Origin of the sequence: Granulicella arctica (assembly GCF_025685605.1) — a bacterium.
In the GTDB taxonomy this organism is placed as follows: domain Bacteria; phylum Acidobacteriota; class Terriglobia; order Terriglobales; family Acidobacteriaceae; genus Edaphobacter; species Edaphobacter arcticus.
The window spans coordinates 161,045-187,418 of record NZ_JAGTUT010000002.1; the positions used below are offsets into that span (position 1 = coordinate 161,045).

Consider the following 26,374-nt stretch of genomic DNA (forward strand, 5'->3'; position numbering starts at 1 on the left):
CCCCATACCGACTAAAAAGAGGTAACGAGATGATTCGTCGAAAGTTTCTTGGACTTATGACTATCGTTGGAGCAGGTGGGCTCGCATCGCTCAAGGCGGCGAAAGCCCTGGACACGCAGAATGCCGCCTACAAAGTCACCGGATTCACCTGCATCACCTGCGCCGTGGGCCTGGAGACTGTCCTCCAGCGCAAAAGGGGCATCGTCAGGGTCAACGCCACCTACCCGGAGGCCATCGCGACGATAACCTATAACCCTGGCCTCATCTCCGAACAGACAATTATCCAGACGATCAAGGACCTCGGTTTCCAGGCACAAGCCATCAACCGTTCTTGAGTGGATTTGTGGAGAAATTTACTTCTCGGCTAGAACTTTTTTAGTCATAAACTCTTCCTAGCGCACACCAAGCCCTGATCATGGCTGCTTCCCGCGGGTGTATAGGACGAGAACGTATGAACGACCGCAAAAAACCTGAATTTGATCCCACCGTATTTCTGGCCCACGCGGGTCTTGGAAAGACCATCGTTCATCTGAAGCCAAAGCAGCCGCTCTTCTCTCAGGGTGACGCCGCCGACGCGGTCTTCTATCTACAAAAAGGTCGCGCCAAGCTCACCGTTGTCTCCAAGGCAGGCAAAGAAGCCACCATCACCCTGCTGAGTGCCGGCGACTTTGTAGGCGAGGAATCGATCGCGGCCGTATGTGGTCTTCGCCTCGCCTCAGCGACGACACTTACAAACACAGTCGCACTCAGGATCGAGCGGGAACAGATGCTGCGCGTCATGCACGACGAGCAGTCATTTTCAGGCCTCTTCATGTCCTTTCTGTTGACGCGCAGCATGCGCGTTCAGGCAGACCTCGTCGATCAGCTCTTCAACTCGAGCGAGAAACGTCTCGCCCGCATTCTTCTCCTCATGGCTGAGGTCGGCAAAAACGAACTGCCAGAGACACTCTTACCGGACATCACCCAGGAAACCCTCGCAGAAATGATCGGCACAACGCGGTCGCGGGTCAGCTTCTTCATGAACCGCTTCCGGAAGATGGGCTTCATCGAATACAACGGACGCATCCGCGTGCACAAGTCATTGCTCAACGTGGTCCTCCACGATCAGGCACCGGGAGAGAGTGCGACCAGCGCCTCCCTCCTCAGTCCTCAGGCGAAGAACCGGATGGTGCAGCGGTCCAGGCTCATTAGCTAAATTCTCTTACGCGTTTGCGACAGCCGACTCACGCCCTGTCGCGAGCACCCCAAGGAAAAGAGGCAGCGATTGCGACGTTGAGGCACGCCGCCAGACCGCACACGTATCGATCGTCAGTAAAGGAGCCACAAGAGGCACCGTGGTAAGCGCAAGTCGAAGATTTGTTCCGAGAATCTTCGGCAGCAAGCCATAGCCCTTACCCGAAGCGATCATGGCAAGCATCGAACTATACGTGTCCGTCTTGACCGCGTTTGAAGGCGTAAATCCAGCTTTTCCGCATGCCTCCATCACATAGTCGTGCCAGATAGGCGCAATATCCTCTTTGTACGACACCAGTACCTCCCCAGCCAGATCCGATAGCCTGACCCCGGAGCTGCTCGCCAGCGCATGGCCGCTACTGACTACCAGCGCGAGCGGCTCCCGCGAGATAATCAGGCTCTCGCAATCCAACGGCACAGCCTTCTTGGTGATCGGAAATACCGCGACATCCATGGTATTGGCACGCAGAGCGACCAACAGTTGGCAGTACTCTGTTCGCGAATCGACATCTCAATCTGCGGGTGGTATGCGCCGAAGCGCGACAGTGTTCCGAAGAACTTCTGCGAGATAGCGCCCGGATCGTACCCGATCGTGAAGCGACCATGCTCCTGGCTCGCAAACGAAGAGAAGGTCTTGACCAGCAGGTCGCTACGATCAAGAATACTTTGCGCTTCCTTCAGGAGAAACTTACCCGCCCCGGTGAGTCGAAGTCCATTCACCTCACGAATAAATAGACCAACCTTTAGCTCGGTCTCAAGATCTTTGATCTGACGGCTTAGAGCAGGTTGTGATAGGCCAAGTAACCTGGCAGCCCGGGTTATATTCAACTGGCTGGCAACGACGAGAAAATGGCGGAGATGTCGGAGGTCCATGGATCACCTTTCAGTCCACAGTGACGTAAGTACCTGATCCAACAAATTCTGTTCGATTCAGATTCACTCTGTCGGGAGGATGACATATGATTCCTCAACCGTATGAGCAAATCTGCTCACCCTCTTTGCTGGAATCGTTACCAATAATCCCGATCCCGTAGTTTTATTTGTCGCATGGATGACATAGCGCATGTCATCAACAAATCTGATGGCTCCGGCAACCCGATATGATCACACTAGTTTCAGACGCCGCAGCGGCAGCTTACTCCTACACCTTAGACAAGCAACCGCCGCCGACGAAGTGCACAACCTCGAGTCGATCTCCATCCTTCAGAGCAGCCTGTTCCCAGGCTACGCGCGCGATGATCTCGCCGTTCAACTCCACCGCAACCCGATCGTGTTGCAGTGCAAGCTCCTTCACCAACAGGTCCAGCGTAGCGTCGGCAGGCAGTTCAGGGAAATGCCGACTGTTTCCATTCAATTGAAGCGTCAGGGACATAAGAGTTCAAGCCTAGCAGCAAACTTACTTCGTAAGAACCCGCCAAAGCTCTATCTCGCACGCGCAATCGCTTCACTCACCTCATACATGAGGTTCGGTAGCATCTCGCAGCCGCCAAAGAAGATTGGTTGGCCCTCGGCCGTGTCCGATCGGCACAGCACGTCGTAACGCCTCGGTCACATATCTCTTCGCCTTCCCTGCTGCCTCGCGCGGCCCCACTCCCAACACAAGCTGGCTGAGCAACGCGCTCGACAGCACACATCCAGTCCCATGCGTAGAAGTCGTTATCACCGCCTCCCCCTTTATCCAGTGCTCCTCACCCTCGACGGAGAGCAGAAGGTCGTCAGGCTGATCGAGATGGCCTCCGGTCGCCAGAACATTCAGCCGTGGAAAGCGCTCACGAAGACCTCGCCCGGCGGCCAGCATCTGCTCATGCGTAGTCACAACGCGATCGGTAAGCACTCCCAGTTCATCAAGATTTGGGGTCACCCAATCAACCAGCGGAAGCAGTCTTTCTCGCAGCAGAATAACTCCCTCCGCCGAGAGCAGTTCCCTTCCAGAACTCGACCGCAGCACAGGATCAAGCACCACCGGAATTCCTCGGTACCGCTCCAGAAACTCGGCCACCACGACTACCATCTCCACCGTGGCCAGCATCCCGATCTTGATCCCTGCTGGCGGAAGATCGTCCAGCAGACATCCCAGCGTCTCCCGCACGATCTCGGGCGTTACCGGATGCGTTCCCACGACACCAAGCGTCGATTGCACCGTCAGAGCCGTAATGCAGGAGCACCCGTACAGTCCATGCGCTGCGAACACCATCAGGTCAGCCGTAACGCCCGCGCCCGAAGACGGATCGAAGCCAGCAATTGTCAGTACAACCTTCATCGACACCCCCTATCAGAGAAAGCATACCGGTAGAATCGCCTTCAGACCTATGCTCACCGACACCCAGGCCATCCTCGATCCGAGCGATCCGAAAGAGCGACTCATCGTCGCGCTCGACTTCCCCTCTGCGGCACCCGCCCGAACCTTCCTCACACAACTCGGCGGAACCTGCCGCTGGCTCAAAGTCGGCATGGAGCTCTACTACGCCGAAGGAAATTCCTTCGTCCAGGAGCTTCGCACCCTTGGCTACGAAGTCTTCCTCGACCTGAAATTCCACGACATTCCGAATACCGTCGCCGGCGCCATCCGGTCCGCATCCACCGCCGGAGCCACCCTGCTCACCCTCCATGCAGCAGGCGGAGCCGTCATGATGGAAGCAGCCGCCCACGCTGCCTCTCAGCTATCGGCATCACCCCGGCTCCTCGCCGTAACCGTCCTCACCAGCATGGACAGCGCGCAGCTGGCCGGCATCGGCATCACCGATACGCCGGCAGACCAGGTCCTCCGTCTCGCTAAGCTGGCCTGGGCCTCCGGTATCCGCGGCATGGTCTGCTCCGCTGAAGAGGTAGCGCTCCTCCGATCAACACTAGGACCGAGCGCGGAGCTTGTAGTTCCCGGCATCCGCCCGGCAGGCACTGCAATCGGAGACCAGAAGCGCGTAGCCTCTCCGGCCGACGCAATCCGCCGAGGCGCTTCAAGGCTCGTTGTAGGTCGGCCCATCACCCATGCCGCAGCCCCACAAGCAGCCGCCGAAGCCATCCTCGCCGAAATCGCCTCAGCTCTTTAGGAGCCCCTGGCTCAATCGATCAGACGTTGAACTTGAAGAAGAGAATATCGCCATCGCGCACGACATACTCCTTGCCCTCTGACCGCAGCAGCCCCTTCTCCTTCACAGCCTGCTCGCTCCCATAGAGGAACAGATCGTCGCAGTGATAGCAGTCAGCTTTGATAAAGCCCTTCTCGAAATCCGAGTGGATCACCCCAGCCGCACCCGGAGCCTTGGTCCCTCGCCGAATCGTCCACGCACGCACCTCCTGCACGCCTGCTGTAAAGTACGTGATCAGGTCGAGCAGCCGATAAGCAGAGTGAATCAGCCGATCAAGTCCCGGCTCCTCAAGGCCCATCTCCTTCAAAAACTCGGTCCGTTCCGCAGGCTCAAGCTGTGCAATCTCCGATTCGAGCGCTCCTGAGATCCGCACCACCTGGCTACCCTCTTCCGCAGCCCGCGTTTCGACAGCCGCAACCCACTCATTGCCATCGGCCAGTCCGGTGTCATCCACATTGGCGACGTAGAGCATAGGCTTCGCAGTAATCAGAAACAAGTCGCGCGCAATCGGCTTCTCTTCGTCAGTCAGATCGACCGTACGAGCCGGGCGTCCAGCCTGCAGCGCTTCTAGCAGCTTGGCCAGACAGGCCGCCTCCGCCTTGATCTTGCCATCACTCGTATTCTTTGCCGCCCGCTCGGCCTTTACAAATCGCTTCTCGACCGTATCGAGATCGGCCAGCAGCAACTCTGTATTGATAATGTCGATGTCATGCAGCGGATTCACCCCACCCGCGACGTGAACCACTTCAGGATCGCTGAAGCACCGGACCACATGAATCACAGCATCCGTAGCGCGAATGTGTCCCAGAAACTTGTTGCCCAGACCTTCATTCTTGCTCGCGCCTTCGACCAGTCCTGCAATATCGATAAACTCCATCGTCGTCGGAATGACGCGGTTGGGCTTTACGAACTGGGTGATCTTGTCGAGCCGGATGTCGGGCACGGTCACCATCCCGGTGTTCGGCTCAATGGTGCAGAAAGGGTAGTTGGCTGCTGCAGCCTTTGAAGATGTAAGCGCGTTGAAGATGGTGCTCTTTCCCACATTCGGGAGACCGACAATTCCGCAGTTCAGAGGCATTCCTGTTTCCTTTTCCGTATTCCAGATGGTTGCCGCGAGCTTCCTTCACGCACGATGCGGCATGCAGGAGACAGGGTTGAGAGCTTCGAGAAGTTGGCTCAACAGGCGGCTTCTCCATTATCGCCCATACCGGTTTAATGACAATGCAGAGCAACTCGTCTCCGAAGATCGCCCCTCATACTGAGTGGGTCCATACGGCCTCAACATATCTCTTACCAGCGTGCAGGCAGATACGAAAGCCTCACCGACACAACCAGGCACGGCACAGGTCTCATGCAAAGCGAAACACAGAACGAAGAAGAAGCTCTCCTCCCCGCAATACCGTCAAAAACGATTCTCCTCGTAGACGATGACTCCGACATCCGCTCCCTGACCCGTACCTTCCTCGAACATGAAGGCTACCGTGTCCATAGCTGCGGCGATGCCGAACGCGCCGCACAGATCTTCCGCAACACCTCAAATGCATCTCCCGCGATCGACCTTCTCATCACGGACTACTACATGCCAGGTCGCTCCGGCTTGGACTTGGCGCTTGAACTGAAACAACTCCGCAATGAACTCCCTATCCTGCTCATCTCCGGAGGACTACTAGAGTCTGAAGCGTTGGACCGCCTGCGAGGCGAAGGCTGGAGTTTTTTGCGGAAGCCATTCGCAGTTCCCGATCTGCTCTCCGCGGTGCATCTCATCCTCGCTCGCGCTACACCCGCCGCCTGACTGCTTAATGCACGAGGGGCAAGGCCAAAGCCTCGCCCCTCCTCGCCCTTCAAGCCGTTACAGCCCGTTCGTCACATCCAGATCGCTCAACCGCAGCGCCAGCGACTTCGCCGCGCCACCACCCTTAAGAAACTCACCAAGCGCAAGCTGCGTAACCTCAAAGCCCTGATCCATCAGCCGGTCAGGCAGGTCCGAATGGCTGAGTTGATGCATCACCACATTCTGTCCAATGTTGATGACGTTGCAGGCGAAATGAGTGGCATCCTCTTCGGTCACGATGATGCGCTTCTCCGCTGGATATGCAGCTTCAATCTTCGCCCGTGACTCCACGTCGAACGCCTCAGGGAAGTACATCACGAAGCCATTCGCAAGCGGCGCAAAGCATGTATCCAGATGGTAAAAACGAGGGTCGATCAGGTGCAATGCGGTCAGCCTTGTGTGCCACGCGTCAGCAAGGTGGCGATGGCTGTGCAGGCACGTCCTCACTCCATGGGCAGCCCAAAGCATGCGGCCTTCACCATCAAACAACGCATCGCCCTCGCCCTCAAACGCTGTCTCGCGCGGAGTGTCCCAGAGCAGGAAGCCTGCCTCTTTGAACCACTCGCGAAGATACTTCTCTTCGGGCTGGCGCTGCGCATGCGCGAAGCTGGAGATGGCAGCGATGCCATGGTTCACCACCGCGGTATGTGCCACGAAGACCATGTCCGGCGCATGCTCACGGGCATGGAGCAGCTTAATATCGGCCATTGTCTTGAGATGTTGGTAGAGCCCGTTCCATTGTGCGAACGCCACATCGCGCGAGGGCCGATGCAGGTTTCCCGCCATCCATGGATTGATCACATAGTCCACGTCATAAAACTTGGGAGGGCACATCAGGAAGGTCGGTCGTGTGTAGTGCGGGGTGGATGGCAATTCGTTCGCTACGACAGGGGAGGAGATCATGGTGTTCATTTGAAGCTGCTTCTCTACTTTCAGTTTTTGAGTCTGACCTCCCCGAACAACGATCGTCAAGCGGATTGGAAGAATCTTTTGTTACAGGCATTACCCCATTGAGTACGTTTCTCCGATACGGGATAGATTGCCTCCTTATATAAATGCTCATTCGTCCGTGGAATCGACGACAGCAACAGAAATCCTCATGCAATCAGCCGGTCAACTGGCCAGGTGCATGAGGATTTTGATCTAAAGAGACTCTTACCCTACAGCTTTTCGAAGAACTCACAAGCCGAGCAGGAGATATAGACTCCACCCGGAATGCCGCGCTCACGATCCTTCACGCGCTTTACAATGCGTGTCGGCTTCGAGCACTTCGGGCAATCCGTGCTCTTCTGTGTATCCATTTCCTTCTTACGGTCGCCGGTCTTTGCAATCTTTGCCATACTTCACTCCCCTGGTACGCAGATGTGGCGATTCGCGCATGAGATGACCATCGGACTGGCTTTGTGGGGCCAAGCTGGACCGGATCATCCGGAACCTCTCTATCGAATCAGCACGGGACGAACCTGAAGGGGGACGGACCAAAGCGGGTACAAACGAGAAGCATGCGGAGACGCTCAGCTATCAAGTCTACACGAGGAAGCTACGGCGTAGGACCGTTTGTCGACCCATCCACAGCAGGAACAGGCGTCGGCGCAGGTGACTTCTTCTGCGTCGGGAACTGGACCTTGCCGACAGTGTTTGGAGCAGCCTCCGGGTCACCGGGCTGCCGCAACGATGGCGCTGGTCCGCGCCCATCCGCAGCGTTCGGCTTTACATCCCCCATCGCAATCTCCCGCGTCGGCGGCGGAGGCAGAAAGTCGCCCATCTCATTCGTGTCGTGGACCTCGATCGCCTTACCCATCGCGACGATCTTCACGACCGCGACCCGATCCCCCTGAAAGCGTACGAACTTGACCGTCTGCGGCACATGGCCGTAGATCCACTCCTCATACAAAGGCCCATCCGGATTCGTGCTGTCATGCTCCCGAACCTTACTCTCCGGCGCCCCCAGCGCGGCCAGCACCATCCGATGATTCATCCCGACCAACACATCGTGAGCGGCAACCGCTTCCTTCAAAGGAGCTGCCAGCGTATCCGCATACGCTTCCTCTGAATTCTTAACCCCGAAGTCAAGCACCGGCTCCAGCAGTGCCTTCACCTCAGGAGCCGAAATCTCCGGCACTCCCCCCTCAAATTCAAGCGTCACCCGCGACCCTGTAACCTCTTCCCGATTCGTCTGTGCAATCGGAGCGTCATTCAACGAAATATGGCTCAGGAACCGATGTTTGGCGTAGGGTCCGCCATTAAGATCGAGCACGATCCGGCCCGGCTTGAACGTCACAGCCGTGATCACAATCCGATCCCCCGGAGCGGAGGACTCACCCTTCCGGTAGATCATCTGCTTGTACTCCGCCGCGCCCGGCAGCAGTTTGCCGTTTGCCTGCAGCGTGATGCCCGCTCCCATCGGCAACGCACGATGAGCGAATCCCTGCTCCGCTTCAAGGTTACGGACAAGGTCGCGTCGACCGCGTTCTGTTAACCGATCGGAAGGAAGCGAGAGATGCGTCGGTGTAAAGTCTGTCGCAATATCAGCAGTAGCTGTCTTCTCGCCGACAACAAACACCTGCGCCGTCGCGGACACGGTAAACACAACTAGAGAAGTAGTAATCAGGGCCCATCTGGTGAGGCGGAATGCCATGGCGGCACCTCAAGACGTATCAGATGTGTAGAAGATTGCACCTTTCCAGAGCATTTGACAAGAGAATCCGCAGACCGCTCCACAGGATGAACAATGCTGTCTCAAAACGGGCGTAGCAAGCGCGCAAGGAGCGGTGACCGATTTCGAAGCACGAGCCCGGACGAATGGCCTCATGTATCGCCTATCATGTAAACGATTACTCATTCGCCCCTGGAGAACTGCATGTCCTCGCGTTCCAACAAGATCCTCACCCTTACTCTCGCCGCGCTGCTACCCTCCTTGGCCTTATCGCAGAAAAGCCAGCTCGATACTCCGCCGGCCCTCTACCTCGGCGCAGCCTGGTACCCCGAGCAGTGGCCCGAGTCCCGCTGGGACGCCGACCTCACCCTTATGGAGCAGGCACACATCCGCTTCGCCCGCATCGGCGAATTCGCCTGGTCTTCCATGGAGCCCACCGAGGGCACCTACGATTGGACCTGGCTCGACCACGCCATCGCCGCCGCCGCGAAGCACCACATCGCCATCGTCCTCGGCACCCCCAGCGCCACCCCGCCCGCATGGCTCACGCAGAAGTACCCCGAGACACTCCGCTACGAGTCCGACGGAAAGCGCGCCGAGCACGGCGACCGTCAGCAAGGCAGCTTCATCTCCCCCAAATACCGCGAACTTTGCCGCGACATTGCCGAGCGCATGGCCAAGCGCTACGGTCATAACCCCAACGTCATCGGCTGGCAGCTCGACAACGAGATCAGCTCCGAGGACTACGGTCCCGTAGCCCGCACCGCCTTCCAGGGCTGGGTCAAGGATCGCTACAAAACCCTCGACGCCCTCAACGCACGCTGGACCACCTCCTACTGGTCCGAGGCCTATACCGACTGGTCCCAGATCCCCATCCAGGAGAAGTACGGCAATCCCGGCCTCCTCCTCAGTTGGAAACGCTTCGTCTCCGACACCTGGCGCGCCTACGACCGAAATCAAATCGACGTCATCCGCCCCAACATCCCGTCCAACGTCTGGATCACCACCAACACCATGGGCTGGTTCGATGGCTACGATCACTACACCGTCTCCAAAGATCTCGACATGTCCGCATGGGACGACTACGTAGGCCGCGGACATCTCAACCCCGCCTCGAACGGCTTCGCCCACGACCTTACCCGCGGCTTTCTCCGCAAAAACTTTTGGGTCATGGAGACCCAGCCCGGCTTCGTCAACTGGCAGTCCGACAACACCGCCCTCGACAAAGGAGAGGTCCGCGCCATGGCTTGGCACGCCATCGGGCACGGAGCCGATGCCGTCGAATATTGGCAGTGGCGCTCCGCCCTCAACGGTCAGGAAGAGCTTCATGGAACCCTTGTAGGCTCCGACGGCACCCCCGTCCCCCTCTACCCTGAGGTTGCCCAGCTCGGAGCCGAGTTCGCCAAAGCCGGTCCAGCCCTCGCCGGCACCAGCCCTCACTCCGAAGTCGCCATCCTTCAGGACTACGACAGCCGCTGGGCCATCAACTGGCAGCGCCACAACCAGGCATTTGACCCTCAAACCCAGCTCGTCAGCTACTACAAGCCCCTCCGCGAAGTTGCTCAATCGATCGACGTAGTATCGGACACCGCACTGCTCGCCTCCTACAAGCTGGTCGTTGCTCCCGGCCTGGCCGTCCTCACCGATGAAGCCGCCAGCAACCTCATGCAATACGTGAAGAATGGCGGCCATCTCGTTCTAGGGCAACGATCTGCCATGAAGGACGGCGATAATTCCCTCCAGACGAAACGCGCTCCCGGCCCACTCGCCGACCTTCTCGGCGGTCGTGTCGAACAGTGGTACGCCATTCAATCCGCAGACCAGGCCCGACCCGGCGATATCCCACCTGTCACCGGCACCTGGGGCACCACCACCTCAAAGATCTGGGCCGAGCAGCTCTCCACAAGCAGTTCCGATACCGAAGTTCTCATGCGCTACGGCAAGTCCAACGGCTACCTCGACGGTCAGCCCGCCGCCATCACTCGCAAGCTTGGCAAAGGGCGCATCACCTACATCGGCGCATGGATGGATGATGCCACCCTACTCAATGCGGCCAGGTGGATGGCCCAGATCTCAGGCGTAACCGCAGCCCTCGGCCCTGTCCCCGAAGGTGTAGAGGTCTACCCCCGCGAAGGTGCAGGTAAGAAGGTCTTCATCCTCGTCAACTTCGCCACCACCCCGCAATCGGTCACGCTTCCCTCCGCCATGCAGAGCATCCTCGACGGTAAGCAGGTCACCACTCTCTCTCTGGACCAGTACGGCGTAGCGATCCTCCAGGCCAAATAATCAGGGGGCGGGAGCAGCATCAAGCCTGACGTGCTCGAACACTCCTAAGCCCCCGACCATCCCTGTAATTGCGTATTCAATGTCGTAGCCAATCGCCACCCCGCAATGAAGATCTGCTTATCGATATCGACTACACCCCGGTCGTGATATGCAGTGGAAATTGCAGAAGGATCGACATTCTTGGCAGCGGTATTGAAAGGTGCCGCGTACACATCAGCCTTGGCGATGGCAGCCGCATCCGCGACCCATTGCTCAGGGTGATTGATATTGATAGCCGCAGCCCCCGGAGCGGGCTGCTTGTTCAGAATCGCGCCCATATTGATCGTCGCAAGCAACGAGCTATCGCTCCCCGGAAGGCCATCCCAATAGGCATGCAGCTCCGCACGGCAATCTGGCTGAGCATTGCAGATCATGACCGAATTTCCAACCCCCATCTCCGTTCGGAAATGTCTTGGTAAATCGCTGCGTTACGTGCAATGGCTGATGGATATCGCCCATCAGGTGTTCGAGCCAAACCATGTCAAACGATCGAACCCCGATAGCCTCAGTGCTCCCCAGGGCCCGTGAAAGCAGGATCACCTCCGTCAGTACATTCGGTGAAGGGGCAGGTTGCGTCGCCGTACCATCCCCCGAGAGAGGTGTGTCGATAAAGTGCCAGTACTGGTGTCGGCGATTATCCGTGTACCCAATATTCTGGCTTGCCTCCGGACCGGTCGGCGGAATATCCACGCTGAAGTGGCCACCCGGTCCCACTCCCCCGTCGTTCTTCAGAAAGTCTGGATGACCAGGGCAATCATAGGGTGTCTTGCTGAGAGGTGCCGCAAGCTTGATCCGGTCCGGCCACGTAGCAGCCAGCATAAAAAGAGCCACAGGCTGTTGCGCCGCAGGCATCGCCTTTACATACGTCCTCCACTCCGCGATACAAGGGTTCTGCTGCACCAGGGCATCGACCTTCGCCCTGATCTCGGGAGTGAGGTTCATGTAAGCGATATAAGCGACCAGCTCATGGCCCCGCCCACCCCAGGCGTGTGCCTTCGTAAGACAGCAAAAAGAGATCAGGATCAGAACAACAATTCGCCGCATAAAAATAGTTCCTCATCTTCGTTCGAATGGCAGCAACATTCGGCAACCCGTTTGATAGCCAACTCACGCCGCTCCGTGAACCAGCAGCTTCATCTCCTGCCGCACTGAAACCTGCCGGAAAGTCACACCTCCTTGTATGCGAACACCACCATGACGGCAAGAGAAAATTCCAGCCACAACCTTTCACATCGTCATCAACTAAAGCAAGACCCCTCGTACTAGCCGCTCCTGTTACCGTTGCCTTGTCATCACCCGCCACAAACCCTGTCCTCCTGCTCGAAGCTGAAGAACCTGCGGCTTCCCCTGCCGTTGCCTCTTTCCCTCCACCCCAAAACACTGCCATCCTGAGCGAAGTCGAAGGACCTGCGGTTGCCCTTGCGTTTGCTTTTGCTTGCCCTTCCCAAAGAGAACCCGAGTCCGTCTTCCTTGGACCCGCCCAAAACCTCCGTCATCTCGACCGGAGCAACGCGAAGTCGAACACCCCCGCATTAGCCGCTGCCCTTGCCGTTGCTTGCCTTCCCCAGCATTCGCCCATATTCATAGGCCTTTCCGCCCCTGAAAAGAATGAACCTCCAAAAACACCAGCAAAAAGCGTGTCAAGCCCCAGACCTCCCTAACCCCTTTAGAATGTGGCCAACAAAGTTGGCAGGGAGATACCCCCCAACCTGCTATTCTGTTAATAGAGGTAAAAAGCAAAAGGCCCGGCCACCAGCCGGGCCTTTTTGCGTGCCCCAAAGCGTGACCCCAGCCACGTACCGACAGGTACCCCACCAAGTCCTTTCGTTTGAACACTTTCGTACTCAGGTACGGGGGGATAGGAGTACCACATGAGCCAGCCCGAAGCCCGCACCCACCGCTGCCGCCACCTCTTCACCCAGGGCCACCAGTGCGGCAGCCCCAGCCTCCGCGAAGAGAACTTCTGCTATTACCACCACACCAGCCGCATCCCCGCCCCGCGCCCACCACGCCGCACCCCCTGCGAGACCGAAGACTTCCACCTCGACATCCCCGAGGACCGCGCCGCCCTCCGCCGCGCCCTCGGCGAAGTCCTCCGCCGCCTCGCCGCCGGTCGCATCGACACCAAAACCGCAGGACTCCTCCTCTACGGCCTCCAGGTCGTCGGCTGCAACCTGCCCCCCGACCCCGAACCGCTCACCACCCCGACCTCACCAAGACTCCCGTCCAGCACGTCGTCATGGACCCCGTCCACGGCCCCCTCGCCCCCGCCGAAGACCCCGAAGCACCCCTCGAACCAGGCCAGGCCCGCACCTCCCCCGCCCGCTTCCGCCACACCCAGGACCTCGCCCTCCAACAGGAACAACACGACCAATACGACAAAGCCACCGCAGAAATCGACGCCAGAGCCGCCAGAAAACGAACCTCCGTCAACCACAACCCCATGTCCTGCTTCGCCAAACAAGCCAATGGACCCAACGATGAAACAGAACAACCCGGAGCAAACACCAGCTTTATCCGCCTTCAGTCCACCAAAACAGCCCTATCACCATCCACGGCTCCGGAGGCAATTCAACCCGACTCACATCCCGGCCCGCATTTCGCTGCCAACAAGAACCACGCCCATGATCCCGGCCTTTCGCACAACACGTCCGGAATCATCCTTACCGATTAGAGCTTTCATCAGCCCTGGCTGCAGCGAATTCAGCTGCGAAGATGGACGCGCAGTCCAGTTACCGCAACAACCGCAACCTCGCCCGGTAGCAACTTCGCGCCAACCAGAAGCTTCATCAGATTGACCTCGCGCTCTCAATAAGTGGCATCATTCTGCCTGCGCTCGTCAGAAGGACCCGCTAGCAACAACTTCTGCTTTCATGGGAAGACGTTGGATAATGCTGGAACTAATTGGCATGACTACAGAGGAGGGTGAGCCGCAGACCTCCTCTGCGTCCTTGCTCTTCTTTATGCGTAAGTCTTCGTTATGCCAGCGTATGTGATGGACACCGTCTTGCTTAGAGGCACGGCAGCATCGAAAACGGTGATCAGCCCCAGCGCGTCGTCGAAAAGAGGAGCTTTCTGGATGGCTCTTTGCAACTGGCTCGCAAAGGTTTTACGCCGGTTCAAAAATGCAGTATCGTGCAGCGGATAGACTCCCGGGTTCTGAGCCAGATATTGCTGCACCCCCTGAAGGGCTTGAGCGGCCGAGTACATGGCGGACGCCCAAAAGACAATATGCAGCGTCCATGTAAACGAGATCTGCGCCCACATGGGCGGATTGGCCAGATCGACTCCGAGAAGCTGATTGAAGTTTTGAGAGGTGCCAGCGTTGAGAAGTTGCTGCCATACGACAGGATTGTTTAGGCTCCCGATAAATTGCGGGCTGAGACTCAACCCAGGCGTATTCAGCAAAGCCCTCCGACCCACCTCCTGGTAATCGGCAACGCTTCTTGGATTTGCGTTTTGGTCGAGGAAAAGACTTTTGGCGGTTGTCCCGTCATAGTTCAGCGATGCAAACAAAGATGCCGCCTGGCTGATGGAATTGGACTGGAGCGTTCCTGACCAGTCGCCGGCAACGCTGTCTTCGCCCAGTTGAGTGGCTGTATCTACGAACTGCTGGAGATCCGCCCTATGCGCCTTACTCTTATAAGAGAAGTAGCTGTAGCCAACCTTCAGTGTGGGTATGAAACTTCCAAATGAGACAGCGTAGCCTATGGTGGCAATGCAATCCTCTGCGAAGACGTTGCGTAGCTGATCTGCTTTGATGAAGGGCGTTGTTGTTGCGGCCAAACGCGTGAGGTGTGCTGTGTCTGTGATGACGAGCTGACCATCTTCTGAGACCTTCGCTGCCATGTCAAGTGTCGCGTCGTTAACCGTTGCATGATCGAAAAGACCTAGAAAGTTGAACGAGAATGTATGTTTTGCTTCACTCGTACGATCGAGGACGCTTCCAGCTTTCGTGATGCCTGCCGGGAGTTCACTCTTCATCAATTCGGTAAGTTCTCCCTTGAAGGCAGCTGCCAGTGCGCTTTGACCATTTGCATCGAGCGTGGAGAGATCAAAGTTCCACGAAAATGCCGCTTGGTTGGTCACTGACGTGTCACATTCTGCGTCAATGGCAATCGAGAGCTTCGTCTCGACTGCCGATTCATAGGCCGCCTGCACATCATCCGCCACCGAGCTCGGGACGTGGGCACTTAGCCATGCCGAATCCAGCTTTCCAGAATCGCCTAACAAGCTGTACACTTTCGCGACAACGTCATACCCTCCGACGGTAACATCGGCGCCGACACTCGCATCGTATGAGACGGTGAAGCTGGCACCCTGTTTCTTGTAGTAACCAATCTGGACAACGTGATCAGACTTTTTCCAGATCCGTGCTTCAAATTCGCCGGTAAGTGTGAAGCCTCCACCCACAGTTATGCTTGGTCCTGCAGTGATGCTGATTGGTCCAAAGCTTTGGCTCACACCAGGTGTTGCCGTAGGATTCACCGCTGCCAGGAAGTCGAGTTCTGCCTGGAATCCAATCGATCCCTGCGCATCATAGGTAATGACGACTCCCGCAGGTAGCTTTGTTAGGTCGTTCAGAGTTGAAGGAAGAGCAAACGATCCCAACAATGTTTCAAGTGCGTTCTTTAGTGTTGGGTACACTCCGTTGGCGTCTCGGTTGAAGGGCTGATAGAGCTTTACATCTCCTGTCGCAGAGGCTGACGGCGTAAGAGTAAATGCGCCTGCCGTGACGTTGGCTCCCGCACTTAGGGCGAGTTGGAATGAGAGCGCCAGATAGCAGTTGTTCCCCATCTCGATCACGGTTCCAAACTGGTCATCTGGAAACAGCGGACTTGATGCTCCCCCGGATGTGGGCTTGTAGAGATCCAGCTCCCCTGTCAGCGAACCCCCCGCTGTGAAAGAAGCGGTACCCCCGGACGGAGAGAATGAGGGTTGATAGGAAAAGCCAATCGATAGAGAGTTGATCTGAACCTGATCCAGCGTCTGATCTAACGCGCCGATTACATCTGAGCGCAAAAAATGAATGACCGAGTTAGGCGTCTTGCCGATGATAGATGCGTCAAAGACAGTAGCGTTGACTAAGGCAGAAGAAGTATCTGTCAGTGTGATTGTGGCCACGTTGCACCTTCAAGTTAGATTTAGGGCCCGTATCTAAATCTCACAAAGACCACAGGATTACAAGTGAAGAATGGATGATTCGTCAGACTGAGCCGCTTCTTGACGTTCGCCGCTGTTGTGAAGTCAGCGCGCATTGATCCAAGTCTCTCGATGATCTCCGCAGTATTCATCAATTGAATGTCTACGCGCTACATTCCGTTGATCTATTGAGGAAAGTTTATCTTGAAAATCACCAAGTACGTTGATTTTCACATTCCGCCGCGCGACCAGTCGCTGCTTGTTAAACTCATGGCGCGGCTTGGCGTTCGCCGCCGTCACAACCCCATTAGAAAAAGTTCTCCATGGAGTTCTATTTAAACGACAGACGGCTGTATTTCAGGAATCGCGCACTACATTCCTTGCACCGGAATGGCCACCAGTGAAAGAGGCTGAGCGGATACTCAAACCATCGTCGCTGCGATCGTTGGAGCGTTCCTCCTCCACACGCCGAACAGAGCACGGTCATAAGATTTTCCCTAGAGGTATCGCTGCATCGCTCACTCTCTGCATGAAGCCTACTCCCAACGAGCGGTTCGCTCCGTATTGTCGACGATCTGGTGAGCGCGATCCACATGCCCTATAGCTCGGTCGCGCAGCCCGCGCGATTGCGGAACATCCTCGGCCTTCGTGAGGTCGTTGTGCGCCGAGTACAGCAGTTCATTTGCCTTCCGGAAGCGGTCATGCGGACTCAGGTGACCATCCGCATGGAACGGATCGTTAACACCCTTACCGTCATCGATCGCAGCCATCTTGATCTCGTTGATCGCCGCATCGATCTCGCGGATCGCCGCGTTATCGTCTCGTCGCACAGGCTCCCAGGCCCAGCCATCATTCAAATAATGGCGCGCCGCACGAAGATCGCTCAGCGCATGCAGGTAAGCCGGGTGAGGGCCCGGAACCTGTTGAGCCTGCATCGTAAACGGCACCATCGCCGCCATCAATCCAGTAGCCAGAACACAGTGCTTTATCAAGATTTGCATGGTCTTCTCCGAGGTTTAGTCGCACACCTTGCCCTTAGATAACCTCTTCTAAGCGACTAAGTTGCGCGAACTTCGCATTTCCTGCAAAGAAGTTTGCGAAGCAGTAACAGTCTAGCGATTCTTAGACTGCAACTGTAAATGAGTCTTCACTGCGAGTCACGGCACGATACATCGTGTCACGCTCGAACGGCTCACGACCAGCTTCGGTAATCAGTCGCACCAGGTCGGCACGACGCATTCCCTGCGGAGTCACGGCTCCTGCATCGTGGTAGATCTTTTCCTCAATCACGGTTCCGTCGACATCATCTGCGCCAAAGCGAAGCGCAATCTGCGCCATCTTGGGCGACACCATCTGCCAGTAGCTTTTAATGTGTGGAAAGTTATCCAGCATCAATCGGCCAATCGCAATCTGCTTGATGTCGGTCATTCCCGTCGTCTTTGGGATATGCCCAAGCATCGTGTTCTCAGGATGGAATGCCAGCGGAATAAACGTCTGGAAGCCACCGGTATCATCCTGAACCTCACGCAGCCTGATCATGTGATCGACGCGATCCTCATCGTTCTCAACATGTCCATACAACATGGTCGCGTTCGATCGCAGCCCCATCTTGTGCGCCATGCGAGCCGTCTCCAACCACTCGCCGCCATCGATCTTGTGGTCGCAGATAATGTGCCGAACCCGATCCGCAAAGATTTCCGCGCCGCCACCGGGCATAGAGTCAACGCCAGCAGCCTTCATCTGTTCCAGCGTCTCGGCAATCGTCATCTTGCCCCGTTTCGCCAGGAATGCAACTTCGACCATCGTAAAAGCCTTCACATGAACCTTGGGAAAGCGAACCTTCAACCCGCGCACTAGGTCCATGAAGTACTCGAACGGCAGATCAGGATGCAAGCCGCCAACAATATGGAACTCGGTTACCGCCTCCGTGTAGCCTGAAGCCGCTGTCTCCCAAGCCTCTTCCAGGGCCATCGTGTAGGTTCCAGCTTCGCCCTTCTTCCGGCCAAAAGCGCATAGACGACACGACGCCACACAAACGTTGGTCGGGTTGATATGCCGGTTTACGTTGAAGTAAGCCGTATTTCCGTGCATCCGTTCCCGCACCAGGTTCGCGAGCCAGCCGATCGCCAGGATATCGCCGCTACGGTAAAGCGCAACTCCATCTTCAAAGCTCAGGCGCTCGCGAGCCTGCACCTTCGCCGCGATCGGAAGCAGCGCCTGATCATCTGCCTGGAACGAATGATGAGGCTGGAAACCTGACGTAGACATGCTCATGACCCAATTCTATTCCTCAGGTAAACCAGACGCACGATCAATGCAGAACCGTTTCCGCAGACTCGACCATACGTGGCTGCAGAACGACGCCATCAAACGGAGTCACTCCAATCAGGTGATCGCCAACAGGACGAAGAAACCGGAGGTTCCAACCCGTATCCCAGAAGCTCACCTTCTTCTCCGGCAGATGCACCGAGTACGCAATCGTTCCCTTGCCGCCGTTAGTGATTAGCACCCGATCAGCCCTTGCGTCGAAGTAGATGCTGTTTACATCGTTGACAAACAACTGAGGCAGCGATTGCCAGCTCGCACCGTCATCCTGCGACAGGAAAACGCCTTCGCTCCCAGCAGCCCACAACCCACCATCACCGTCGATTGCAGCAGCCGTCAGTTGGACCAAACCGCTTGGCTGGATGACAGTCTTCCAGCTTTGCCCGCTATCCTTCGAAAGCTTGATCACCTTCAACCCGGCAGCAAGCACCTCTGACCGCACACTCGTCAGGAAGTAAAACTGCTCGCTGCCCGCGCTTTCGATCGACTTCCAGGACACGCCCGAGGTGTCGCTCACCAGCAACCCCTGCGAACTCGCGGCAAAGACTGAGTTACCGTTTAGCGCCATCGCATATACCGCACCATCGAACGGCTTCAAGACAACAGCGCTCTTCCGAGCGACGGGTTTTCTCGAAGCAGACTTCCCCGCCACAACGCTCTTCGCGATCGAATGGGGAGCAGCAGCGCCAACGGTCTTTGGAAAGGCCACGTCAGCTACCCGGCTCCAACTATTGTCTTTCAGAAGGTAAATTCCGTGTCCTGTACCAGCCAGAATAGTTCCGTCAGGAGCTTGTCCCAGGCTGAAGATATCGCTTCCTCCAAGCCCATCGCTTCGCTGCGCCCAGCTTAAGCCGCCGTTGTCGCTGGTAAAAACACCACCCCATTGCTTGTCGTTCAAGGCCCCGACATAGATGGTCGCAGGATGCTGTGCATCAGCTACAAAGGACGAAAGATGACGAGCAGAAAAGCCCTTGTTCGATGGTCGGAAGCTCGTACCACCATCATTGCTGTACAAGACTCCGCCGCGATCCGTCGCGACCAGCAGCTTATTGGAGTCGGCCGGATCGACATATACGTCGTTGACGATCACTTCTGGTCCTGTCATACGAAGCCATATTTTGCCTGCGTCGCTTGTCCGCCAGAGGCCCTCGGTCGTCCCGGCAAATACAATGTTAGGATTCTTAGGATCCTGCTCCAACACACGTGTTCGTCGCGCCGTGGACGGAATCCCTTCCACCTTTTGGAAGCGCGCACCAGCATCATCGCTCTTGTAGATTCCTGAGCATGCACTTGCATATACAGTGTTCGGATGAGCCGCATCGACGATGATCGAGAAGACATCAGAATCGTCGATCACGCCTTCCTTGATGTTGTTCCATGTCGCTCCACCATCCGTCGTCTTCCAGGGCAGGTGCCACGTTCCCGCGTAGATGACCTTCGGATCTTTGGGATCGATCGCAACCGACTCAACCTCATGAATCTCGGTGCTTCCCTCAGGACTGATTAGCCTCCAGTGTTCACCGTTGTCTTCGGAACGCTGAACGCCAGTCAGCGTTCCCGCAATCCAGAGTTTCGAGTCAGAGGCAGACTGTGCCAGCGCACGAATCGATTGACCGCGCAACGTTTCCTGGCTACTCCAGCTAACGCCACCATCCTTACTGACAAAGACACCACCATCGGCGCTCCCGACTACGAACGCTCCAACAACCAGGTGTTTCGAATCCGCTTTGTCTACGACGATGTTGTCGAGAACGAGATCGTCGCGTCGTCCGACTCGCGCAAGCCGCTTCCACTCCTGGCCTTCAGTGTGCGACTCATAAATCCAACCAGTCGTCGTACCTAAAAACAGATGAGCGTGGTCGTGCGGATCGACGGCAAGGGATCGCGCATCGCCGCCGTCTGGTCCGAATGGAAACCATGAGACAGCATGAGCAGGTAGACCGAACAACAAAAGCATGGGGAGTGAAAGAGCCATTAGGCTCCGAAAGCAGATCGACATATCCATCCAGTCCTACATACTATCCCGGGGTAAGGGAGCCATTCAGCAAAAAGGCTGACTGGATAATCCAGTCAGCCTTTGTTGCTTGTTGCAGCGGAGACTACTTCTTGTGATGCTTTCTCGTTACCGGGTGAGCAACTGCGGTCTCATCAACCGCTGTCCAGGAACCGCTATCGAGAGTTGCGCCTGAGGGAACCAGGGTCGTGGTGACCGTCTTTCCATCATCCGTACCGGTGTAGACCGAGATACGGGATGAATCGACGCCCTTCTCCTTGACCAGGTATTCCTTCGTGTTGACAGCGCGCTCAGCAGCAAGCTTCTTGCCCATCTTCTCTGATCCGCCAGCGTTTCCAACAACAGCAACCTTCGCGTCGGATGTACGCTGCAGGTTCAGAGCGATGTCATCCAGGCAGGCCTTGGCTTCGTTATTGACACGAGCCGGACGACGAGGATCACGATCGAAGTTGATGGAGCAGAGGTTGGACGTCTTGACAACAATTGGTGCAGGAGCGGCGATCGAGACCGAAGTCGTCGAGGAAGCTGTCTGACCCTTGTCATCAACAACGTTGCAGGTTACGGTGACCGTTCCAGGTGCAGCGCCAGCCGTGGTCAGCGTTGCGGTGGAAGAGGTTCCGCTGATCGATCCAGCCGTGGAGCTGTAGCTGTAGGTCAGAGGACGGTTCTGTGGGCTAACCGCGCTCGCTGTGATCGTCGACGAATCGCCGGGGTTCACACTGGACGGGCTGGCAGAGCAACTGATGGTTGGTGGTTCGAATGCCTTGACGGTGTACTGAACCGTGCAATCTGCCATCTCGGTCGGCTTGCCGCCTTCAGTGACATGGCCTTTGATTGTGTAGGTTCCTGCAGCAGCATTCTTCGTGTCAACGTTAGCTGTGGTCGAAGTACCGGCAATCACACCGCCATCCGCCGTCCAGGTAAACGTTGCCGTCTTCTTGGGGTTGAGGTTGAGAGCGCTTCCGGTAACCGTAATAGGATCGCCAGGGTAAACGGTCGCAGGGCTAACCGCGCAGGAGTAAGTGACCGGAGGCGGCGGGACGATGCTGCCGAAGTGCGTCACGATACCTGTGCTCAACTCAGCGGCGCCAATGTTGGCACGTCCACCGAGGAGGCCCGCGCCAGTCGTTGGACCGAAGTCAGCGTGAACGTAGCGATAGTCAGCCTGGAAGAGACGAAGCGAGAAACGGTTGTTGAAGAACGGCAGGTCGTAGTCCATGCCGCCTCCGACTGCCAGCGTCGGGCCCCAGGTGTTGGGATTGTAATAAACAGGCGTCGGACCGCCGGACTCGTCGTTGTGGTTCGGACCACCGATGTAGACGCCACCCGCGTTCGCATGTGCGAAGAGAGTGTAGTTCTGCATGTGTGCACGGAAGATCGGGCCGGCGGAACCAGTGTAAAGCTGATCGTTGTTGCCGTCGGGGTGTGCAACGAGTGTTACTTCCATACCAACATACTTGTTGAAGTAATAAGCACCGCTCAGAATGCCGCCATAGTCTACGGACGAGTAAGCGATGCCCGCGGGCTTCACCATTCCATGTGCTCCGTAGTAGGAGTAGCCAAGGAATACGTCGACGCGCGAAAGGTTAGGCCCTACCGGGGCGGTTGTGCTGGGGGTAGTCTGTGCACCAAGGCTTGCTGCTCCTAGGCTGACTGCACATGCAGCCAGTACAAACCGGCCAAAATTGTGTAACGGGCGATAAACCATTCGACTGTCCTCCACTGAAATTGTTACGTCCACGGGTACTGATTCAGCCCCGCGCTATTTTCATCTGCTGCACTAAAGTTTACCGCAGCATCCATCCACTCTGACGAACAAAATGCCACCGCGGCTCAATAAACGCGAAATATTGACCAACTACGTCAACTTTTCGAACTGCTCTTCGAAGCAACTGTACAGCCTAGTGCCTTGCTACGGCTACTCCAAATTCAATGTCTTGCGAAGCGTGCCCCGCTCCTGCTGTATCTTCTCTTGCAAAAGAGTAATTGCGTACAACAACTGCTCGGGTCGAGGAGGACATCCTGGCACGTAAATATCGACCGGAATGACCTGATTTACACCCTGCAGCAACGCGTAGTTATTGAAAACTCCGCCAGATGTGGCGCATGCGCCCATAGAAATTACCCACTTCGGTTCAGGCATCTGCTCATACAGACGACGGATGACTGGAGCCATCTTCTGAGAAACCCGACCCGCAATAATCATAAGGTCGCTCTGTCGCGGCGAGGGGCGAAAGACCTCAGCTCCAAACCGAGCGATGTCATAGCGAGAACCGCCCATCGACATCATCTCGATAGCACAGCACGCAAGCCCGAAGGTCATCGGCCAGATTGAATTTTTTCGAACCCAATTGACTGCGGCATCAAGGGACGCCAGAACAATCCCCTCAGGCTGGTCATAACCCCAATTGACTTCTTGGAGCTTCTCTTGATTCTTACCGAAGCTATCGAGTGTTCCAAATAAATATCGATCGTTCTTCGCCGGCCCCGACGTTGGTCGCCCATTGCTCGAAGTTTCACTTGCAGAAGTACTCATAGAATCACTATAGAACTGTTTGTGGGGAATACAGCTGGAAAAACTCCGGCCTTACCTTACTGATGTACTTTTGTGTGACATGGTTGTTTGTCGATAAGAATCAACAGCTTCTCAGCCCGAAAGTTATCGAATCCGTTAACATTGTCCATGCGCTATCGTCACTGGGCGTTCTCCCGAATTGCTTCCATGAGTGCGAGTTGAAGATTCTGCTGATCGGCTCGCTCCAGCTTCGAGCCGCTCTGGGTGAGATAAAACACGTCGATCGCCGTCTCGCCTTCCGTATCCACCAGCGCGACTTCGATGTTGCAACCATGAGCGGCAAGGGTAAGGCTCAACGCCCGCAACAATCCTGGTACATCCTGTGCTATCACCTGTAGCAAGGTGCTATGCGAAGACGCTTGCTCATCAAAGTCGACCTTCTGCTGCACCACAAGCTTTGGCATCCTGCGCTTCGTGCGTCTCCTTCCACTCAGAAGCCTGTCGAGGGACATCGCGCCCGTCACCACATCATGGACGCTCTTTACGAACACGGTATGCTCGGAGGCATTCATTTCAAGCGTGCGGAACGTATCCGTAAAGACGAAACTATCGACGACAATGCCTTGCCGATTTGAGAATGCATCTGCAGTGACGATGTTCATCCCCCACGCTGCCAGCGCACCGGCCATGGTGGCAAAGAGCTGCGGACGATCCTGGGTTACCAAGGTCAACTCGCTCATCCCCGGCGAATGTCGGAGCTCAAGCTGAAACGCGTCCTGGGCAAATCTGGTCGTCATTTCGAAGTGATTCCGGACCTGCTCGGGCGTCCTTGTCCGCAGGTATCGTTCGGGAAATCCCTCCAGATACGCTGCTATCTCTGCGCGTCGTACCGGAAGCAGCGCAGCAACGCGATGCACCAGTTCACTCTCTGTATGGGCGCTCACGCGCTCATCGTCCACATTGCGGTCCAGGTAGTTCGACGCGGCCATATATAGTCGCCAGATATTCTCGGCCTTCCATGGCGTTAATGCATCAGGATGGACCGCATTGATGTCGGCGTAGGTGAAGAGCGTCAACATACGCAGCGCCTCAGGCGTCATTACCTTGCCAGCGAACGCACGAACTGTCTCCGCATCGAAGATGTCCCGTCGCAGTGCAGCAGACATTTCGAGATGATTCTCGATGAGGCTGATCACCAGTCCGCTCTCATAAGTGTCGAGATCCAGTCGGTCCAGCACGCTCCGTGCCAATCGTGCACTCTCCTTGGAGTGCTCGCCGGAGCTACGTCCCTTGCCAGTATCGTGCAGCAAAGCGCCGAGGTACAGAAGCTCCGGATGGGGGATATCACGCAAAATCGCGCTGAACTTTGCCGTCCACTCCGAAAGCGGTCCTTTCTGCGGATCTTCAAGATGGTGCAGCGTGTCAATGACGACAAATGTGTGTTCGTCTACCGTGTAGCGGTGATAAGCGTCGCGGATCACCAGCGCGTCAATACCGTGAAACTCAGGGACTAGCAGCTCAAGTATCCCGAGCGCATGCATGGCTCGCAAGGTGCCGCCAGCATAGTGTCCGGTCAGGATGCCACGCAGCGGATGCCATAGGGCCGCGCCCTCTTCGAGTTGTGCTGAAAGCAATGGCAAAGCTTGTGAAAGCCGCTCCTCAGACTCCTGTCCCAGAACACCGCCAGCGTTCGAGAGAGCCGCAAACGCATGCAGTACGACATAGGGATCGTGGGCAGGATTAGTTCCCTCCGAGGCCGCCTCGAGGACCACGCGCCCCTTTTCCAGCCGGTATCCATGACCCGATGGCTCCGCAGAGCGACGAAACTTGAACGCTTGCAACCCGCTCGCCCGACCGTTCGACGCTGTTACGGAGTTCAGCATCTGCTCTACTCGCCGTTCCACGCTGCGTGCGTGCCGGAAGTAAAGCCGCATCCAATACGCTGCATCTGCTCCGCCATCGGTCTCGGCGCCTGCACGATGAAATCCAATCGCCGATGCCGCCGCCGAGTCCTGCGCCTGCCAGTCCAGAGTATTGTCGTCCCGCTCGTGACGATAGTGCAGGAAACAACGAACGCGATAAAGAAACTCAATCGCCTGCCGAAACTCCTCTTCGATAGCGGAGCCTGTCGCTGGAACCATTGCCGAAGCATTCTTCTCTGCCGCACGCAGCATCACGATCCATCCACAAACATGAACATCCCGCAGACCGCCCGGACAATCCTTGATGTTCGGCTCAAGATGGAAGAGAGTGTCGCCATACTTTGCATGCCGAGCACGCGTTACCTCGACGAGGCGTGCCAGGATCGCCTTGTTCTCTCGACGGAGCAGCTTCGGCAAAGCCTGATACAGCACCTGGTTGTGCAACAGAGCGTCTCCCGCGATGAGGCGATGATCCAGCAACGACAGCGTGAATTCAGCTACATCCGGGTCAAACTTGTCACACTCAGCGGCTTTTCGTGTGGTCGGGGAAACCCGAATCCCACAGTCCCAAAGCTCCTGGCTAACCCGACGGATGGAGTCCTTGACATCCTTCTCCAGCACCTTTCCATCGAGTAGGAAGAGCAGGTCCACGTCGGAATAGGGAAAGAGTTCCTTTCGGCCGTAACCGCCAACGGCAAGCACAGCTATACCGGAGGCCAATCGCCCGTTCGCCTCAATGGCTTGCTGCCATAATATCTGCACCAGGCCATCAATTGCGAGTGACCGCGCAGCAATCGTCTCACTCCCTGAGGCTCCAGCCTCAAAGGCACCACGAATCTCCAGCATTCTCCGCTGGTACTGGCCACGCATTCCGATCTGGGGCTCTTCGTTTGCCTGCATCAATTTGTCGTGAAGAACCTACAGCATACAGCCAGTCATCCACGAAACCGTACTACAGATAATCACATGACGACTGGCAGCTAAAGGGCAATCTCGCCCCGCTCGTCATTTCGGATACGAATCGCCTCGTCGATCTTCGAGACGAAGATCTTGCCGTCACCAATCGTTCCCGTCCGAGCCGTCGTGATAATTGCCTGGATTGCAGCTTCGAGCATCTCGTCCGAAACCACCAGTTCCAGCTTGACCTTCGGCAACAGGTCAACCGAATACTCGCGTCCGCGGTAGAACTCCGTATGGCCCTTTTGACGACCATGGCCCCGTGCCTCGAGGATCGTTATACCCGAAACTCCGATCTCGACCAACGCATCCTTAACCGCGTCCAGCTTCGACGGCTGAATGACCGCTTCAATCTTCTGCATCTTGTT

At 56.6% G+C, this 26,374-nt stretch carries 25 protein-coding genes; 6 read left to right on the forward strand and 19 right to left on the reverse strand.

The window, feature by feature from the left end; translation table 11 throughout:
- Positions 1–29: 29 nt before the first annotated feature.
- Together OHL20_RS20610 and OHL20_RS20615 are read left to right on the forward strand one after the other, a co-directional pair.
- The gene (locus OHL20_RS20610; RefSeq protein ID WP_263385185.1) at positions 30–335 is read left to right on the forward strand and encodes a heavy-metal-associated domain-containing protein; all 306 of its coding nucleotides are present in this window, start codon (positions 30–32) and stop codon (positions 333–335) included.
- Between the two features lie 116 nt (positions 336–451).
- Positions 452–1,195: a Crp/Fnr family transcriptional regulator gene (locus tag OHL20_RS20615; protein WP_263385186.1), complete on the forward strand. Its 744-nt coding sequence runs from the start codon at positions 452–454 to the stop codon at positions 1,193–1,195.
- Between the two features lie 6 nt (positions 1,196–1,201).
- Here OHL20_RS20615 and OHL20_RS20620 read toward each other — a convergent pair whose 3' ends face one another.
- The 4 genes from OHL20_RS20620 to thiD form a co-directional block, all read right to left on the reverse strand.
- Entirely contained in the window at positions 1,202–1,687 is a 486-nt protein-coding gene (locus OHL20_RS20620; protein WP_263385187.1) for a LysR family substrate-binding domain-containing protein, read from the reverse strand.
- Positions 1,627–2,106 (reverse strand): LysR family transcriptional regulator, encoded by a 480-nt coding sequence (locus OHL20_RS20625; RefSeq protein ID WP_263385188.1) that lies wholly within the window; start codon positions 2,104–2,106, stop codon positions 1,627–1,629. Before OHL20_RS20625 ends, OHL20_RS20620 begins: the two co-directional genes overlap by 61 nt.
- A gap of 268 nt (positions 2,107–2,374) precedes the next feature.
- Positions 2,375–2,605, reverse strand: a complete 231-nt coding sequence (thiS, locus tag OHL20_RS20630) for a sulfur carrier protein ThiS (RefSeq protein ID WP_263385189.1) — start codon at positions 2,603–2,605, stop codon at positions 2,375–2,377.
- A gap of 81 nt (positions 2,606–2,686) precedes the next feature.
- Positions 2,687–3,493 carry a bifunctional hydroxymethylpyrimidine kinase/phosphomethylpyrimidine kinase gene (gene thiD, locus OHL20_RS20635; protein WP_263385190.1) on the reverse strand — a complete coding sequence of 269 codons (807 nt, stop codon included), beginning with the start codon at positions 3,491–3,493 and terminating at the stop codon, positions 2,687–2,689.
- A gap of 49 nt (positions 3,494–3,542) precedes the next feature.
- Here thiD and pyrF point away from each other — a divergent pair, with 49 nt between their 5' ends.
- Entirely contained in the window at positions 3,543–4,280 is a 738-nt protein-coding gene (pyrF, locus tag OHL20_RS20640) for an orotidine-5'-phosphate decarboxylase (protein ID WP_263385191.1), read from the forward strand.
- 19 nt (positions 4,281–4,299) lie between these two features.
- Here the strand turns inward: pyrF and ychF are convergent, their stop codons facing one another.
- Entirely contained in the window at positions 4,300–5,397 is a 1,098-nt protein-coding gene (gene ychF, locus OHL20_RS20645) for a redox-regulated ATPase YchF (RefSeq protein WP_263385192.1), read from the reverse strand.
- A gap of 273 nt (positions 5,398–5,670) precedes the next feature.
- Between ychF and OHL20_RS20650 the strand changes: the two genes are divergently transcribed.
- Positions 5,671–6,111 carry a response regulator gene (locus OHL20_RS20650; protein ID WP_263385193.1) on the forward strand — a complete coding sequence of 147 codons (441 nt, stop codon included), beginning with the start codon at positions 5,671–5,673 and terminating at the stop codon, positions 6,109–6,111.
- A gap of 57 nt (positions 6,112–6,168) precedes the next feature.
- Here the strand turns inward: OHL20_RS20650 and OHL20_RS20655 are convergent, their stop codons facing one another.
- The 3 genes from OHL20_RS20655 to OHL20_RS20665 form a co-directional block, all read right to left on the reverse strand.
- Positions 6,169–7,062 (reverse strand): dimethylarginine dimethylaminohydrolase family protein, encoded by an 894-nt coding sequence (locus OHL20_RS20655; RefSeq protein ID WP_263385194.1) that lies wholly within the window; start codon positions 7,060–7,062, stop codon positions 6,169–6,171.
- Positions 7,063–7,310: 248 nt separating this feature from the next.
- Positions 7,311–7,490 (reverse strand): Rcat domain-containing protein, encoded by a 180-nt coding sequence (locus tag OHL20_RS20660; protein WP_263385195.1) that lies wholly within the window; start codon positions 7,488–7,490, stop codon positions 7,311–7,313.
- Between the two features lie 200 nt (positions 7,491–7,690).
- On the reverse strand, positions 7,691–8,788 hold the full coding sequence (locus OHL20_RS20665; protein ID WP_263385196.1) for a hypothetical protein: 1,098 nt from the start codon (positions 8,786–8,788) through the stop codon (positions 7,691–7,693).
- Positions 8,789–9,010: 222 nt separating this feature from the next.
- Between OHL20_RS20665 and OHL20_RS20670 the strand changes: the two genes are divergently transcribed.
- Positions 9,011–11,092, forward strand: coding sequence for a beta-galactosidase (locus OHL20_RS20670; protein ID WP_263385197.1), 2,082 nt, complete (start codon positions 9,011–9,013; stop codon positions 11,090–11,092).
- A gap of 44 nt (positions 11,093–11,136) precedes the next feature.
- On the opposite strand, the gene OHL20_RS20675 is transcribed toward OHL20_RS20670, so the two are convergent.
- The 3 genes from OHL20_RS20675 to OHL20_RS20685 form a co-directional block, all read right to left on the reverse strand.
- The gene (locus OHL20_RS20675) at positions 11,137–11,427 is read right to left on the reverse strand and encodes a hypothetical protein (RefSeq protein WP_396272652.1); all 291 of its coding nucleotides are present in this window, start codon (positions 11,425–11,427) and stop codon (positions 11,137–11,139) included.
- 4 nt (positions 11,428–11,431) lie between these two features.
- The gene (locus OHL20_RS20680) at positions 11,432–12,175 is read right to left on the reverse strand and encodes a S1/P1 nuclease (RefSeq protein WP_263385199.1); all 744 of its coding nucleotides are present in this window, start codon (positions 12,173–12,175) and stop codon (positions 11,432–11,434) included.
- An 800-nt stretch (positions 12,176–12,975) separates the two neighbouring features.
- Positions 12,976–13,173: a hypothetical protein gene (locus tag OHL20_RS20685; RefSeq protein ID WP_263385200.1), complete on the reverse strand. Its 198-nt coding sequence runs from the start codon at positions 13,171–13,173 to the stop codon at positions 12,976–12,978.
- Positions 13,174–13,370: 197 nt separating this feature from the next.
- Between OHL20_RS20685 and OHL20_RS20690 the strand changes: the two genes are divergently transcribed.
- Positions 13,371–13,805, forward strand: coding sequence for a hypothetical protein (locus OHL20_RS20690; RefSeq protein WP_263385201.1), 435 nt, complete (start codon positions 13,371–13,373; stop codon positions 13,803–13,805).
- 287 nt (positions 13,806–14,092) lie between these two features.
- Here the strand turns inward: OHL20_RS20690 and OHL20_RS20695 are convergent, their stop codons facing one another.
- From OHL20_RS20695 to OHL20_RS20730, 8 genes are all read right to left on the reverse strand, one after another.
- The gene (locus OHL20_RS20695; RefSeq protein WP_263385202.1) at positions 14,093–16,255 is read right to left on the reverse strand and encodes a hypothetical protein; all 2,163 of its coding nucleotides are present in this window, start codon (positions 16,253–16,255) and stop codon (positions 14,093–14,095) included.
- 554 nt (positions 16,256–16,809) lie between these two features.
- Complete coding sequence (locus OHL20_RS20700; protein ID WP_263385203.1) at positions 16,810–17,274, reverse strand: hypothetical protein; 465 nt, start codon at positions 17,272–17,274, stop codon at positions 16,810–16,812.
- 121 nt (positions 17,275–17,395) lie between these two features.
- Positions 17,396–18,547, reverse strand: coding sequence for an aminofutalosine synthase MqnE (gene mqnE, locus OHL20_RS20705; RefSeq protein ID WP_263385204.1), 1,152 nt, complete (start codon positions 18,545–18,547; stop codon positions 17,396–17,398).
- A 37-nt stretch (positions 18,548–18,584) separates the two neighbouring features.
- Positions 18,585–20,573 (reverse strand): WD40/YVTN/BNR-like repeat-containing protein, encoded by a 1,989-nt coding sequence (locus OHL20_RS20710; protein WP_263385205.1) that lies wholly within the window; start codon positions 20,571–20,573, stop codon positions 18,585–18,587.
- 124 nt (positions 20,574–20,697) lie between these two features.
- The gene (locus OHL20_RS20715; RefSeq protein ID WP_263385206.1) at positions 20,698–22,320 is read right to left on the reverse strand and encodes an OmpA family protein; all 1,623 of its coding nucleotides are present in this window, start codon (positions 22,318–22,320) and stop codon (positions 20,698–20,700) included.
- A 210-nt stretch (positions 22,321–22,530) separates the two neighbouring features.
- A complete protein-coding gene (locus OHL20_RS20720; protein ID WP_263385207.1) occupies positions 22,531–23,148 on the reverse strand; it encodes an NADH-quinone oxidoreductase subunit B in 618 nt (205 codons plus the stop codon).
- 158 nt (positions 23,149–23,306) lie between these two features.
- On the reverse strand, positions 23,307–25,949 hold the full coding sequence (glnD, locus tag OHL20_RS20725; protein WP_263385208.1) for a [protein-PII] uridylyltransferase: 2,643 nt from the start codon (positions 25,947–25,949) through the stop codon (positions 23,307–23,309).
- A gap of 80 nt (positions 25,950–26,029) precedes the next feature.
- A complete protein-coding gene (locus OHL20_RS20730) occupies positions 26,030–26,368 on the reverse strand; it encodes a P-II family nitrogen regulator (protein ID WP_263385209.1) in 339 nt (112 codons plus the stop codon).
- Positions 26,369–26,374 lie beyond the last annotated feature (6 nt).